The sequence below is a fragment of the Pseudomonas sp. ICMP22404 genome, assembly GCF_006227205.1.
Classification (GTDB): domain Bacteria; phylum Pseudomonadota; class Gammaproteobacteria; order Pseudomonadales; family Pseudomonadaceae; genus Aquipseudomonas.
The window spans coordinates 194513-207594 of sequence record NZ_VCNG01000005.1 but is presented as its reverse complement, the minus strand read 5'-3'; the positions used below and the strand labels follow the sequence as shown (position 1 = coordinate 207594).

The window sequence follows — 13082 nt, the reverse complement described above, 5'->3', positions numbered from 1 at the left end:
CCGCTGGCCTCAATCGCGAGCAGGCTCGCTCCCACATTGAATCAGCTGCTGACCGCCATCCTGGGAACATCGCCAATCCAGTGTGGGAGCGAGCCTGCTCGCGATGAGGGCATTCCAGTCACCATTTGCACTGACTGTCACACCGCTATCGCGAGCAGGCTCGCCCCCACAGGTCATGGGTGACTTAGCGAGCCTCTATTCGAAATCCAAACCGCGGAAAGTGCACATGCACCACCCCGCCGCGCTCATCTTCACGACGCAGGATCAGCTCTTCGCGCCCGGCAAACAGCAACTCCCCCGCCACCGGATCGACACCATAGTCAGTCGCGGCGACGCTCACCCGTTGCCCTTTCGCAAACCCGTTCGACTCATCGAATGGTTCATCCGGCAACGCGGCCGGCGTGGCGTTGCGGGCCACTTCCAAGGCTTCTTCGGAACTCATCGCGCTCGACGCACCATGACCGAAAGCCAACACCCGCGCCAGCCAGGCCGAGACAGCCGGGTACGCATCCACCAGTGGCGAAGTCACCGGTGTGCCCTTGAGAAACCACAGGGGGTGCGCCATGGCGAAGTCGGCAATCGAGGGTTCCCCCAACAGGAAGTCGCCTTCCTCGCGCTGCAACTGCTGCTCAAGACGCGCCATGATTGTCGTCCACTGATGCCTGGCCTGCTCGGCAGCCAAACGCGTGGCGCTGCCACCACTGAACAGCCCGGCGCGATCCGCGATGAACGCCTTGATCGCTTCAGGCGACAACTTGGCGAAACGCACGGCCATCGACTCAGGCTGGAACACCAGGCTCACACCATGCTGGAACACCACCGAATCGGCCCAGGCCGCGAAGGAGGCTGCAATCATCTCCCGGCCTTCGGGAAACAGCGCCGGCGTGGCCTTTTCCTGCTCCAATCGACGAGCGATCAAGGCCGTATCGCAATAAACATCCGCGCCGATCTGCAACACCGGCGTCTTGCGGTAGCCCCCCGTCAATGCCGTCAGGTCGGGCTTGGGCATCATCGGAGGGATGTTGACCGAGCGCCAGGACAAGCCTTTGAACCCCAACAACAGGCGGGCTTTCTCGGCGAAGGGGGACGTCGGGTAGTGATGAAGAATCAGCTCTGACATGAGATTTGCCAATGCAGGAAGGAAGGCCGCAAGCTTAGCGCGCCATGGACAGACAGCCTACCCACCTGATGAGCGCTCATCAGTGGGATGGATGATGCGACGCCACCAGGCACTCCTTGGCGCTTTTGCGCAGCTTCTTGATCAGCCGCTCCTGGCGCAAGGCTTCGCCCTTATCACGGCAGGCTTCGGTATAAACCAATGCCACCGCCGGGCTGGAAAGAAAGAAACGTGCGCCCTTGCCGCTCTGGTGCTTGGCGAAACGGCGCACCGGGTCATCGCTGATGCCACAGTACAACGCGCCGTTGGCAGCCCGCACCAGGTAGACGAACCAGGGCTTGCCCGGCTCGGCCGCAGCCTCCACAGGAAGCTCTGAAGTGTTGTTGGCAATCGTCACGAAATGTTCAACAGGCGCGTAGGAAACATGCCGCGATCTTATCAGCGACTGGCCTGGAACGCCCGAAGCCCTTTGAGGGCCTGGGCCCTGACCGCGTTGCGCACCAGCGGCGTCCAGCCCAGCAGCAGGCCCTTGGCACCCAAGGCCTGGCGGGACCAGCGCCACAGATCGAAGCTGTCGTGATGCTCGCAGATCTTGCCATCACGAAACACGAAGCGCGCCTGAATGTCGTTGACCACAACGTTGCCGGTCTGGCTGAACAGGTAAGTCGCCACCCAATGCGCGCCACCGGAACGCTCGTCGCTGTGCACATTATCGAAAGTCAGGGAAAAGTCCTTGGCGCGGGTGGTGAGCATGCGCCACATGTCACCGGCGTCACGCCCACGCAGCTCGCCGAACGCCGGATCGCTGAAGACCACGTCATCGGTGTAGCAGGCGCTCATGGCTTCGGCGTCCAGGCGCTGGAAGGCCTGATAGAACCGGTTGATCAGGGCATTGTGGGCATCACTCATGGACAGACTCCGAAAAGCGTTTCAGTGGACCCACCACAATAATCTGCCGCCGCCGGGAACACTATCGTCATTCGCCATGTAAATGACATCAGCGAAGGCCGGTGATTTTCTCGCTGCTGACCCCGACGTACAACGCCCGCCCCGCCCCGATACCGGCGATGATCGCACCCAGGCCGATCAAGCCGAAGATCCAGCCCAGGGCTTGCCACCCACCGGTCCAGTCATGCACCACGCCCACTGCAAACGGCCCCAGGGACGCCAGGGTATAACCGAAGCCCTGGGCCATGCTGGAGAGGTTCGCGGCCACATGGGCGTCTCGCGAACGCAGCACGATCAGCGTAAGCGCCAGGCTGAACGTCGCCCCCTGCCCCAACCCCAGCAGGATCGCCCAACCCCACAAACCGTCGAGGGGGGCGTAGAGGCAACCGAACAACCCTCCAAGGGTCATGATCATGACGATCACGATGGCCGGGCGTTGATCCTTGCCACGGGTCGCCAGCCAGGGCGCCGCCAGGGAACTGATCAACTGCACGATGACCGAACCCGACAACACCAGGCCGGCCTGGGTTGGGGTCAGGCCACGGCCGATGAGGATCGACGGCAGCCAACCGAACACGATGTAGGCCAGGGACGATTGCAACCCCATATACAGCGTCACTTGCCAGGCCAATGGATCGCGCAACAACCCGCGAACCCGATACGCCGCTTGGTGGGCACCCTGCTTCTGAGCGGTTTGCGGCAGCCAGAATATGGCGGCCAGCAACGCCGGAATCGCCCAGAACCCAAGCCCCAGGGCCCAACTGTGGTTCAGTTGCTCGCTCAACGGCACCGTTGCCCCGGCGGCCATCGCCGCGCCCAGGCACAACGCCATGGTGTAGACCCCGGTCATGGTCCCGGCCTGGCGGGCGAAGTCACGCTTGACGATGCCCGGCAACAGCACCCCGATCACACCGATGCTCGCACCGGCCAGGATACTGCCGGCGAACAGGCCAACCTGGCCGAACGAACTGCGCAGCACAATCCCCCCGGCAAGCGTCAGCAAGATTCCCAGCACCACGCGCTCGGCACCGAAACGCCGCGCCAGCACAGGCGCCAGTGGCGCGAACAAGCCAAGACACAGCACCGGCAACGTAGTCAGCAAACCGGCCTGGGCAGCCGACAGGCCGAGGTTTTTCGACACCTCGCTGAGCAACGGCGCCAGGCTCGACAGCGCCGGGCGCAGGTTCAACGCGACCAGGATCAACCCGAGCAGCAACAGCCAGGGCCGGCTCAGCAGCGGATGGGCCTGCTGGGCCAGTTCGTCGTCGGCCTCGGCGTCGATCAACAATTCTTCGAGCTCGGCGCCGCGCTTGGGCGTCTTCGAGGGGGCAGGGGCAGGCAGATCGCGGGACATGGAAAACTCGGACTCAGGGTTCATTGATCAACTGTCGACAAAGGGCCTTGGCCCGTTGCGGGTCTTGCTGCTCGACGGCTTCGAGGATTTCGGCATGCAGGTCGAACACGTGTTGATGGCGCGGGGCGATGTTGAGGCTCTGGCGCAGTTGCGCAGCGATCACGCTGGAAAAATAGCGATACAACTCACTGAGCGCCGGGTTGTGCGCGGCGTCTACCAAGCGGCGATGGAACACCAGGTCGCAGGCGATGTACTGCTCCAGGTCGCCGTGATAGTGCGCGCCACTGGCGCGTAGCGCCTGGTGCAAGGCCTGCAGGTCTTCGTCGGTACGCCGCATCGCCGCCAGGCCGATGGCCTCGACCTCCAGGATATGTCGGGTTTCCCGAGCCTGCTCCAGCGAACAGCGGGACAGCACCTTGAGGGTATCCAGTGGATCGACCAGCGCCCGTACATAACTGCCGTCGCCCTGGCGAACCTCGATCAACCCAGAAAATGCCAGTACGCGCATGGCCTCACGCACGGTATTACGGCTGATACCCAGCTCGGCCACCAGTTCCGGCTCGGTGGGCAGTCGCTGCCCCACCGGCCACAGGCCGTCACTGATGCGCCGACGCATCTGGTCCAGTGCCTGATCGACCAATGATCGACGGATTATTGGAGAAATTTCTGTCATTGAAAGCGCCCTTTCATCCAATCATAGGATGAATTTCTGACATGTTAGTCAGCTTCGTGTAGGACAGCAACCGCCTACGGTCAAGGAGAGGGAAACGAAGCAACATTTTCGATTGGTCAGAATTACCCTTTTAGGGTAATCCTAGAAGCAGGGGTTCAAGTTTCTTATGGAAAAGAACACACCTCATTACGCGCTGGCGGTGATACAGGCGGATGTCAGGCGGCTCGGGGGGAATGCGTTCACCAGTACGGCAAAAAACAACGCCTGGGCGCTCGGCCTGACGCTCCCAGAGATGCTGGAGGTCATTTCCGGACTCCGGCGAAAACAGTTTTATAAATCGATGACCACCTATAACGATCATCGGCTCTGGCACGACGTCTATCACGTCAATACACATGGTCTGGAGATTTACATCAAGGTCACCTATCGCCCGAGCGGAGGTCCACCGGTAATCTCCTTCAAGGAGAAAAACGCATGAAAACCCAGCAATGCTTCAGCTGTGGCGCCCCGGAGGGGATGTTGCACTTCGAAGGTCGTGGCGAAACCCTGAGCGTCAAGGGCCTGGAACGCCGAATCGATGATTTGTCAGGCTGGGAATGCCGGATGTGCGGGGAGGTCGAGCTTGATGCCCATTGCTCGGAACGCCATGCGAAGGCGGGTGATGAGTTGGTCAATGCCGCCAGGCAGATGATCGGAGAGGAAATGAAGCGCATCCGCCGCAAGCTGCACCTCTCGCAGAAAGAAGCCGTATCGCTTTTGTCAGGCGGAGGGCATAACGCGATTTCCCGCTACGAGCGCGGCGAGATATTGCCGCCAAAACCACTGATACTGCTGATGCGCTTGCTTGACCTCTACCCTCATTTGCTCGCAGATGCACGGACCCTGGCGGAAGGAGCGGACTTGAGGCAATTCAAGACCAAGGTGCACAAGGAGCTCGAAACCCTCACGGCGTCCTGAGCACCGACGCACTAAAAAATAAACCCGGACAAGTCCGGGTTTATTTCATTACCTGGCGTCGATCAATGCAGGATCTGGCTCAGGAACAGTTTGGTGCGGTCGTTCTGCGGGTTGTCGAAGAAGTCGTTCGGCGCCGCCTGTTCGACGATTTCACCCTTGTCCATGAAGATCACGCGGTTGGCCACGGTGCGGGCGAAGCCCATTTCGTGGGTTACGCACAACATGGTCATGCCGTCTTCGGCCAGGCCGATCATGGTGTCGAGTACTTCCTTCACCATTTCCGGGTCGAGAGCGGAGGTCGGTTCGTCGAACAGCATGATTTTCGGTTTCATGCACAGGGCACGAGCGATGGCCACACGCTGCTGCTGACCACCGGAGAGCTGGCCCGGGTACTTGTGCGCCTGCTCTGGAATGCGCACGCGCTCCAGATAGTGCATAGCGATTTCCTCGGCCTTGCGCTTGGGCATCTTGCGCACCCACATCGGCGCCAGGGTGCAGTTCTGCAGAATGGTCAGGTGCGGGAACAGGTTGAAGTGCTGGAACACCATGCCGACTTCGCGGCGGATCGCTTCGATCTGCTTGAGGTCGTTGGTCAGCTCCACGCCATCGACCACGATGCGGCCTTGCTGGTGCTCTTCCAACCGGTTGAGGCAACGGATGGTGGTGGACTTGCCGGAGCCCGACGGGCCGCACAGCACGATGCGCTCGCCCTGCTTGACGTTCAGGTTGATGTCTTTCAACACATGGAACTGGCCGTACCACTTGTTTACACCCTGCATCTGAATAATGCCTTCAGGGCTCACAGGCTGCTTGATTGCTTCGCTCATTACAGAACTCCTAACGCTTGTGGCCAGTGTCGAGCTTGCGTTCCAGATGCATGGAATAGCGCGACATACCAAAACAGAAAATCCAGAACACCAGGGCGGCGAACACATAGCCTTCGGTGGCCATGCCCAGCCATTTCGGGTCGGCGGCAGCTTGTTTCACGCTGTTGAGCAAGTCGAACAGGCCGATGATGATCACCAGGCTCGTGTCCTTGAACAACGCGATGAAGGTGTTGACGATGCCCGGGATCACCAGCTTCAGGGCTTGCGGCAGAATCACCAGGCCCATGCTGCGCCAGTAACCCAGGCCCATCGCCGCAGCCGCTTCGTATTGTCCCTTTGGAATGGCTTGCAGACCGCCGCGCACCACTTCGGCTACATAAGCCGACTGGAACAGGATGACCCCGATCAGCGCCCGCAGCAGCTTGTCGAAGTTCATGCCTTCAGGCAGGAACAGCGGCAGCATCACCGACGACATGAACAGTACCGTGATCAACGGCACGCCACGCCAGAACTCGATGAAGGTCACGCAGACCACGCGGATCGCCGGCAGGTTCGAGCGACGCCCGAGCGCCAGTACGATACCCAGCGGCAGTGCGCCGGCGATACCGACGGTAGCGATTACCAGGGTCAGCATCAGGCCGCCCCATTGGCTGGTCGCCACGGCGTCCAGACCGAACACACCACCGTGCAGCAGACACCAGGCGACGATCGGATACACCACCAGGAAGCTCAAGCCATAGATCGCCTTGCGCGGGAAGCGCGAGATGAACAACGGCGCCACGCCGATCACTGCCAGCCACACAGTCAGGTCCACGCGCCAGCGCAGGTCCGCCGGGTAGTAGCCGTACATGAACTGGCCGAAACGCTGTTGGATGAATACCCAGCAGGCGCCGTCCTTGGTGCAGTCGGCGCGGGTAGTACCTACCCAGTTCGCATCCAGGATCGCCCAATGCAGCAGCGGTGGGATAATCAGGTAGATCAGGTAGAACGCAAACAGGGTCAGCAGCGTGTTGATCCAGCTGGAGAACATGTTGGCGCGCATCCACGCCACCACACCGATGCTGTTGCTCGGTGGAGGCATGTCGGGTTTGAAAGTATGGGATGTCATGCGCGTTTCCTCACCGCTCGATCAGCGCAATGCGCTTGTTGTACCAGTTCATCAGCAGGGAAATGCTGATACTGATCGCCAGGTACACACTCATGGTGATCGCGATCACCTCGATGGCCTGGCCGGTCTGGTTCAACACCGTACCAGCGAACAGCGACACCATTTCCGGGTAGCCGATACCGGCCGCCAGGGAGGAGTTTTTCGCCAGGTTCAGGTATTGGCTGGTCAACGGCGGAATGATCACGCGCAGAGCCTGCGGGATGATCACCTTGCGCAGGGTCGGACCGTTGCGCAGCCCCAGGGAGCGGGCCGCCTCGGTCTGGCCGTGGCTGACCGACTTGATGCCCGAACGCACGATCTCGGCGATGAATGCCGCGGTGTACACAGTCAACGCCAGGGTCAAGGCCAGCAGTTCCGGGATCAGCACCCAGCCACCGACGAAGTTGAAGCCCTTGAGTTCCGGCATTTCCCAACGCACTGGGGCACCGAACACCAACGCGCACACGGCCGGGATCACCAGGAACAGCGCCAGGCCCACCCAGAACTTGTGGAACGGCTCGCCGGTCGCTTCGAAACGCTTGTTGGCCCAGCGCGTCATCAGCACGATGGCGACAATCGCCAGCACGACGCTGACCACGAACGGCCAGAACCCATCGGCAACCAGCGCGGCCGGCATGTTCAGGCCCCGGCTGCTGACGAAGAAGGTGTCGCCGAAGTTATGGCTGTTGCGCGGCCCAGGCATGCTCAGGAATACCGCGAAGTACCAGAACAGGATCTGCAGCAGCGGTGGGATGTTACGGAAGACCTCCACGTAAACGGTCGCCAGCTTGGAGATGATCCAGTTCTGCGACAAGCGCGCGACACCGATGATGAAGCCGAGAATGGTCGCCAGGATCACCCCGATGAAGGTCACCAGCAACGTGTTGAGCAAACCGATGACAAAGACGCGGGCATAGCTGTCCGCTTCGGTGTAGTCGATCAGGTGTTGAGCGATGCCGAACCCGGCACTGCGTTCCAGGAAACCGAAACCGGACGTGATACCCCGGTGCTGGAGGTTGGTCTGTGTGTTGTCGAACAGGAACCAGCCCAGCGTGATAACCGCCACGACAGTGACGATCTGAAATACCCACGCACGCACTTTTGGATCGCTGAGACTGAGCCTCTGCTTTGGTGCGCCGATTGAATTTTGCATGAAGTGCCCCGCAAAGAATGGAACAGAACATCACCCGGTGGTTGGCCCACCGGGTGATAGAACCATCAGCGCACTGGTGGTGCGTATTGGATGCCGCCAGCGTTCCACAGCGCGTTCAGGCCGCGGTCGATTTCCAGCGGGGTGCCCTTGCCGAGGTTGCGCTCGAACATTTCACCGTAGTTACCGACTTGCTTGACGATCTGCACGACCCAGTCTTTCGGCAGTTTCAGGTCCTTGCCGTATTCACCGTCAGCGCCGAGCATACGAGCGACGTCCGGGTTCTTGGTGGACTTGGCTTCAGCCTCGACGTTCTTCGAGGTCACACCGGCTTCTTCAGCGTTGAGCAGTGCATAGCCAGTCCAACGAACGATTGCCAGCCACTCGTCGTCGCCGTTACGCACGACCGGGCCCAGTGGTTCCTTGGAAATGGTTTCCGGCAGAACCACGTAGTCCTTCGGCGAAGCCAGCTTGCTGCGCTGGGCGAACAGCTGGGATTTGTCGGAGGTCAGTACGTCGCAACGACCGGACTCCAGCGACTTGGCGCTTTCATCGGAGGTGTCGAACGTGATCGGGGTGTACTTCAGGCCGTTGGCGCGGAAGTAGTCGGAAACGTTCAGTTCGGTGGTGGTACCGGCCTGGATGCAGATGGTTGCACCGTCCAGTTCCTTGGCGCTCTTGACGCCCAGTTTGTTGTTGGCCAGGAAGCCGATGCCGTCGTAGTAGGTGATGAAGCCTGGAAACTTCAGGCCCATGCCCGCGTCACGGGAACTGGTCATGGTGGAGTTACGCGAAAGCACATCGATTTCGCCGGACTGCAGCGCGGTGAAGCGCTCCTTGGCGTTCAACTGGCTGAACTTGACCTTGCTTGCATCACCGAATACCGCAGCGGCAACCGCGCGGCAGAAGTCTGCGTCGATACCGACGATCTTGCCGGTCGAATCAGGCACCGAGAAACCCGGCAGGCCATCACTTACGCCGCACTGTACAAAACCTTTCTTCTGCACTGCGTCCAGGGTTGCACCCGCCTGAGCGAACCCGCTGACGCCGAGGACAGCTGCTGCGGTCACGACAGCCAGGGTGGATTTCAGTAACTTCATTCAAACCTCCAGTTTTGCTCTTGTTGTGTCGGAGCTTGAGTCCTGTCGCACCCTTTTGGGGCATTGCCGACCCTTGTTGGCTTTTTTTAGGGTCAACCGACGTCTGGACCTTCGCTATGAGTCTATTAATGAGGAAGGTGCACCATTGGCGACCATACCCACTTCTCACCAATCGGCCGAACGGGCTGTAGCCCTTCACGTTCGCGAAGCCCGTAGCGGCTATTGGCGAACATCCATCACCGGATTTCTGATATCCCATGCGTCGCGTCGAGCTGATAGTGTTACCGCGCAGCGTAAGATTCATCACTCAAGTATCCTCATAGCAAAGCCCGTACCAGACCGCCGCGCTTGGCCCTTGAGAAATACGTCAAGACAAAAAGTTGTACTTTTGCGACATCTAATTAACTGAGACACCGGGCACGCACCGTAACCACGCACTGATTGAGCGCGCCCGCACAGATTTGGAGCACAACCATGACCGACCCCCTGATTCTCGAGCCCAACGGCACTGCGGACGCGTGTGTTATCTGGCTCCACGGCCTGGGCGCCGATCGTTATGACTTCATGCCGGTTGCCGAAATCTTGCAGCAAAGCCTGCACACCACTCGTTTCGTTCTACCCCAGGCACCCACCCAGCCAGTAACGATCAACGGCGGCTACGCCATGCCCAGTTGGTACGACATCCGTGCCTTGAGCCCGGCCCGAGCCATTGACGAGCAGCAGCTGGAAGTGTCGGCCAAACGGGTCATGGACCTGGTCGAAAGCCAGCGAGCCAGCGGAATAGACGCTTCGCGGATTTTCCTGGCTGGCTTTTCCCAAGGCGGTGCGGTGGTCTATCACACGGCCTTCGTGAAGTGGCAGGGACCACTGGGTGGTGTGATCGCACTGTCCACCTATGCACCGACATTCGGTGACGAACTGCAGTTATCCGCCAGCCAGCAACGCATTCCGGTCCTGGCGTTGCACGGGCAATACGACGAAGTGGTGCTCAATCCCATGGGCCGGACCGCGAAAGAGTATTTAAAGCAGCATGGTGTCACCGTGACATGGCAGGAATACCCAATGGGCCACGAAGTGTTACCCGAGGAGATTCGCGACATCGGCACCTGGCTGGCCGAACGGTTGCGCTGAATCACCGCCAAGCCTTTGACTAACACACTACGCCGCGCCCGTTTCTTGCATTACACTGGCCGGCGTACATTCCTTAACCAATCGATGAGATGACCGTGCTCAAAGCACTCAAGAAGATGTTCGGTAAGGGCGAGGCCGAGCAGCTCGCGCCTGGCCCCAGCGCCCCTGACCACGGCCCGAGCCGTACCGAGGCGCCACAACGATCGCGCCGCCCCGCACCTGTCGCGCAGACGAAAAAAGAGCCGGTGACCTCGCCGGCCGCCGCTCCTGCGCCGGACAAGCCGCGCAACGAAGCTCCCAAGCCACGCCGCGAACGGGCACCGAAGCCACCGGTCGTCGCCTGGAAGCTCGAGGACTTCGTCGTAGAGCCCCAGGAAGGCAAGACCCGCTTCCACGATTTCAAGCTGGCCCCGGAACTGATGCATGCCATCCAGGACCTGGGTTTTCCGTACTGCACGCCAATCCAGGCCCAGGTGCTGGGTTACACCCTCGCCGGCAAGGACGCCATCGGTCGCGCCCAGACCGGCACCGGCAAGACCGCTGCGTTCCTGATCTCCACCATCACCCAGTTGCTGCAGACGCCACCGCCCAAAGAGCGCTACATGGGCGAACCGAGGGCACTGATCATCGCGCCGACCCGCGAGCTGGTGGTGCAGATCGCCAAGGACGCTGCCGACCTGACCAAATACACCGGTCTGAACGTCATGACGTTCGTCGGCGGCATGGACTTCGACAAGCAGCTCAAGCACCTCGAAGCCCGTCATTGCGACATCCTGGTGGCAACCCCCGGCCGCTTGCTGGACTTCAACCAGCGCGGCGACGTGCACCTGGATATGGTTGAGGTCATGGTGCTGGACGAAGCCGACCGCATGCTCGACATGGGCTTCATCCCGCAAGTGCGACAGATCATTCGCCAGACCCCGCCGAAAAGCGAACGCCAGACCCTGCTGTTCTCCGCCACGTTCACCGAGGACGTGATGAACCTGGCCCGGCAATGGACCACCGACCCGGCCATCGTCGAAATCGAAGCCGAGAACGTCGCCAGTGAAAACGTCGAACAACATATCTACGCCGTAGCCGCTGCCGACAAGTACAAGCTGCTCTACAACCTGGTCAACGACAACGGTTGGGAACGGGTCATGGTGTTCGCCAACCGCAAGGACGAAGTGCGGCGCATCGAGGAGCGTCTGGTGCGCGACGGCGTCAACGCGGCCCAGCTGTCAGGCGATGTGCCCCAGCACAAACGCATCAAGACGCTCGAGGGCTTTCGCGAAGGCAAGATCCGCGTACTGGTGGCGACTGACGTGGCCGGACGTGGCATCCACATCGACGGCATCAGCCATGTGATCAACTTCACCCTGCCGGAAGTGCCGGACGACTACGTGCACCGCATCGGCCGTACCGGTCGTGCCGGCGCCGAGGGCGTGTCCATCAGCTTCGCCGGAGAGGACGACTCCTATCAGTTGCCGTCCATCGAGGCACTGCTGGGCCGCAAGATCAGTTGCGAAATGCCGCCGACCCATCTGTTGCGGCCGGTTGAGCGCAAACGTCACTGACAATCGCTCCCCCCAAAAAGCGCAGCCCTCGACGGCTGCGCTTTTTTTTGCCCGGGATATTGCTCGAATAAACTAAAAGTCCATAATGGACAAATTAGTTTACATGGAACACTCCGGAGCCCCCATGTCCAGCACACCTTATGTGATGACCCAAGCCCAGGCTCGCGCACTGCTCGGGCAAGTCGATGTGCCGCAGATCCTGCGCAAACTGTTTCGCGACCTCGCGGCCGGGCAAGCGGTGCAACCGGCCCAGCAATGGGTGGAATTTCCCCAGGGCGCCGGGGACTTCATCAACTACCTGGGCGTGTTGGCCGAGGACCAGGTCTATGGCGTCAAGACGTCGCCCTACATCGTGCGCGACCAGGGTCCGCTGATCACCGCCTGGACCTTGCTGATGTCGATGCGCACCGGCCAACCGCTGTTGTTGTGCGATGCCGCCGAACTGACGACCGCTCGCACCGCAGCCACCACGGCCGTCGCCGTCGACGCCCTCGCCCTGCCCCAGGCCCAACGCCTGGCCGTCATCGGCAGCGGTGCGGTAGCGCGGGCGCATGTGCATTACGTCAAGGGCTTGCGGGAATGGAAGACCATCAGCCTCTACTCGCCAGGCCTGCAGAGCAAGACGGCACAGGAACGTGCATCGATCACCGGCCTGGATCCGCGCCTGGAGATTGCCGACAGCCTTGCGGCGGCGGTACACGATGCCGACGTAGTGATGCTCTGCACCTCGTCCGCCAAAGCAGTGCTCGAACCGAAGATGCTGGGCAAGCCGGCGCTGATCACTTCAATCAGCACCAACGCCCCGCGCGCCCATGAAGTGCCGCCCCACAGCCTCGATGACATGGACGTGTACTGCGATTATCGTCAGACCACACCTGGCTCGGCCGGCGAGATGCTGATCGCTGCCGAACAACATGGCTGGCAACCGTCGAGCATCATCGGTGACTTGCCTGAGCTACTCAGCGGACAGGTTGCGCGGCCCGACCTCGAGCGCCACGTGTTCTTCCGCTCCATCGGCCTGGGGCTGGAAGATGTGGCGTTGGCGAATGCGCTTTACCAACTCCGCAACTGATACACCACATACCCCGGTGGGAGCGAGCCTGTGGGAGCAACGCTTGCTCG

Annotated in this window: 14 protein-coding genes; 5 read left to right on the top strand and 9 right to left on the bottom strand. The window is 60.8% G+C overall.

Going from position 1 to position 13082, the window contains the following annotated elements; translation table 11 throughout:
* Window positions 1-184 precede the first annotated feature (184 nt).
* The 5 genes from FGE05_RS11650 to FGE05_RS11630 all read right to left on the bottom strand — a co-directional run bounded on the left by FGE05_RS11650 (window position 185) and on the right by FGE05_RS11630 (window position 4092).
* Window positions 185-1120, bottom strand: a complete 936-nt coding sequence (locus tag FGE05_RS11650) for a glutathione S-transferase family protein (protein ID WP_139645008.1) — start codon at window positions 1118-1120, stop codon at window positions 185-187.
* Window positions 1121-1199: 79 nt separating this feature from the next.
* Window positions 1200-1514: a GIY-YIG nuclease family protein gene (locus FGE05_RS11645; RefSeq protein WP_139645006.1), complete on the bottom strand. Its 315-nt coding sequence runs from the start codon at window positions 1512-1514 to the stop codon at window positions 1200-1202.
* Between the two features lie 41 nt (window positions 1515-1555).
* Window positions 1556-2026 carry a nuclear transport factor 2 family protein gene (locus FGE05_RS11640; protein ID WP_139645004.1) on the bottom strand — a complete coding sequence of 157 codons (471 nt, stop codon included), beginning with the start codon at window positions 2024-2026 and terminating at the stop codon, window positions 1556-1558.
* A gap of 88 nt (window positions 2027-2114) precedes the next feature.
* Complete coding sequence (locus FGE05_RS11635; protein WP_139645002.1) at window positions 2115-3443, bottom strand: CynX/NimT family MFS transporter; 1329 nt, start codon at window positions 3441-3443, stop codon at window positions 2115-2117.
* A complete protein-coding gene (locus FGE05_RS11630; RefSeq protein WP_139645000.1) occupies window positions 3433-4092 on the bottom strand; it encodes a FadR/GntR family transcriptional regulator in 660 nt (219 codons plus the stop codon). The genes FGE05_RS11635 and FGE05_RS11630 overlap by 11 nt, the downstream gene beginning before the upstream one ends.
* A 166-nt stretch (window positions 4093-4258) precedes the next feature.
* On the opposite strand from FGE05_RS11630, the gene FGE05_RS11625 reads away from it, so the two are divergent.
* Both FGE05_RS11625 and FGE05_RS11620 read left to right on the top strand, forming a co-directional pair.
* Window positions 4259-4570, top strand: coding sequence for a type II toxin-antitoxin system MqsR family toxin (locus FGE05_RS11625; RefSeq protein WP_139644998.1), 312 nt, complete (start codon window positions 4259-4261; stop codon window positions 4568-4570).
* Window positions 4567-5049, top strand: coding sequence for a type II TA system antitoxin MqsA family protein (locus tag FGE05_RS11620; protein WP_139644996.1), 483 nt, complete (start codon window positions 4567-4569; stop codon window positions 5047-5049). The genes FGE05_RS11625 and FGE05_RS11620 overlap by 4 nt, the downstream gene beginning before the upstream one ends.
* A gap of 62 nt (window positions 5050-5111) precedes the next feature.
* On the opposite strand, the gene FGE05_RS11615 is transcribed toward FGE05_RS11620, so the two are convergent.
* The 4 genes from FGE05_RS11615 to FGE05_RS11600 all read right to left on the bottom strand — a co-directional run bounded on the left by FGE05_RS11615 (window position 5112) and on the right by FGE05_RS11600 (window position 9273).
* The gene (locus tag FGE05_RS11615; RefSeq protein ID WP_003178331.1) at window positions 5112-5876 is read right to left on the bottom strand and encodes an amino acid ABC transporter ATP-binding protein; all 765 of its coding nucleotides are present in this window, start codon (window positions 5874-5876) and stop codon (window positions 5112-5114) included.
* A gap of 10 nt (window positions 5877-5886) precedes the next feature.
* Window positions 5887-6984 (bottom strand): amino acid ABC transporter permease, encoded by a 1098-nt coding sequence (locus FGE05_RS11610; protein ID WP_139644994.1) that lies wholly within the window; start codon window positions 6982-6984, stop codon window positions 5887-5889.
* Window positions 6985-6994: 10 nt separating this feature from the next.
* Window positions 6995-8176 carry an amino acid ABC transporter permease gene (locus FGE05_RS11605; RefSeq protein WP_139644993.1) on the bottom strand — a complete coding sequence of 394 codons (1182 nt, stop codon included), beginning with the start codon at window positions 8174-8176 and terminating at the stop codon, window positions 6995-6997.
* Between the two features lie 65 nt (window positions 8177-8241).
* Entirely contained in the window at window positions 8242-9273 is a 1032-nt protein-coding gene (locus tag FGE05_RS11600) for an amino acid ABC transporter substrate-binding protein (RefSeq protein WP_139644991.1), read from the bottom strand.
* 474 nt (window positions 9274-9747) lie between these two features.
* Here FGE05_RS11600 and FGE05_RS11595 point away from each other — a divergent pair, with 474 nt between their 5' ends.
* The 3 genes from FGE05_RS11595 (at window position 9748) to FGE05_RS11585 (ending at window position 13032) form a co-directional block, all read left to right on the top strand.
* The gene (locus tag FGE05_RS11595) at window positions 9748-10404 is read left to right on the top strand and encodes an alpha/beta hydrolase (RefSeq protein WP_139644989.1); all 657 of its coding nucleotides are present in this window, start codon (window positions 9748-9750) and stop codon (window positions 10402-10404) included.
* A gap of 89 nt (window positions 10405-10493) precedes the next feature.
* Window positions 10494-11960 (top strand): ATP-dependent RNA helicase RhlB, encoded by a 1467-nt coding sequence (rhlB, locus tag FGE05_RS11590; protein ID WP_139644987.1) that lies wholly within the window; start codon window positions 10494-10496, stop codon window positions 11958-11960.
* Window positions 11961-12084: 124 nt separating this feature from the next.
* Entirely contained in the window at window positions 12085-13032 is a 948-nt protein-coding gene (locus FGE05_RS11585; protein ID WP_139644985.1) for an ornithine cyclodeaminase family protein, read from the top strand.
* Window positions 13033-13082: the final 50 nt, after the last annotated feature.

Excerpts from the sequence above, each read along its gene's own strand:
- FGE05_RS11650 (WP_139645008.1), bottom strand. The coding sequence starts at position 1,120 with ATGTCAGAGCTGATTCTTCATCACTACCCGACGTCCCCCTTCGCCGAG.
- FGE05_RS11640 (WP_139645004.1), bottom strand. The coding sequence starts at position 2,026 with ATGAGTGATGCCCACAATGCCCTGATCAACCGGTTCTATCAGGCCTTC.
- FGE05_RS11635 (WP_139645002.1), bottom strand. The coding sequence starts at position 3,443 with ATGAACCCTGAGTCCGAGTTTTCCATGTCCCGCGATCTGCCTGCCCCT.
- FGE05_RS11630 (WP_139645000.1), bottom strand. The coding sequence starts at position 4,092 with ATGACAGAAATTTCTCCAATAATCCGTCGATCATTGGTCGATCAGGCA.
- FGE05_RS11625 (WP_139644998.1), top strand. The coding sequence starts at position 4,259 with ATGGAAAAGAACACACCTCATTACGCGCTGGCGGTGATACAGGCGGAT.
- FGE05_RS11620 (WP_139644996.1), top strand. The coding sequence starts at position 4,567 with ATGAAAACCCAGCAATGCTTCAGCTGTGGCGCCCCGGAGGGGATGTTG.
- FGE05_RS11615 (WP_003178331.1), bottom strand. The coding sequence starts at position 5,876 with ATGAGCGAAGCAATCAAGCAGCCTGTGAGCCCTGAAGGCATTATTCAG.
- FGE05_RS11610 (WP_139644994.1), bottom strand. The coding sequence starts at position 6,984 with ATGACATCCCATACTTTCAAACCCGACATGCCTCCACCGAGCAACAGC.
- FGE05_RS11605 (WP_139644993.1), bottom strand. The coding sequence starts at position 8,176 with ATGCAAAATTCAATCGGCGCACCAAAGCAGAGGCTCAGTCTCAGCGAT.
- FGE05_RS11600 (WP_139644991.1), bottom strand. The coding sequence starts at position 9,273 with ATGAAGTTACTGAAATCCACCCTGGCTGTCGTGACCGCAGCAGCTGTC.
- FGE05_RS11595 (WP_139644989.1), top strand. The coding sequence starts at position 9,748 with ATGACCGACCCCCTGATTCTCGAGCCCAACGGCACTGCGGACGCGTGT.
- rhlB (WP_139644987.1), top strand. The coding sequence starts at position 10,494 with ATGACCGTGCTCAAAGCACTCAAGAAGATGTTCGGTAAGGGCGAGGCC.
- FGE05_RS11585 (WP_139644985.1), top strand. The coding sequence starts at position 12,085 with ATGTCCAGCACACCTTATGTGATGACCCAAGCCCAGGCTCGCGCACTG.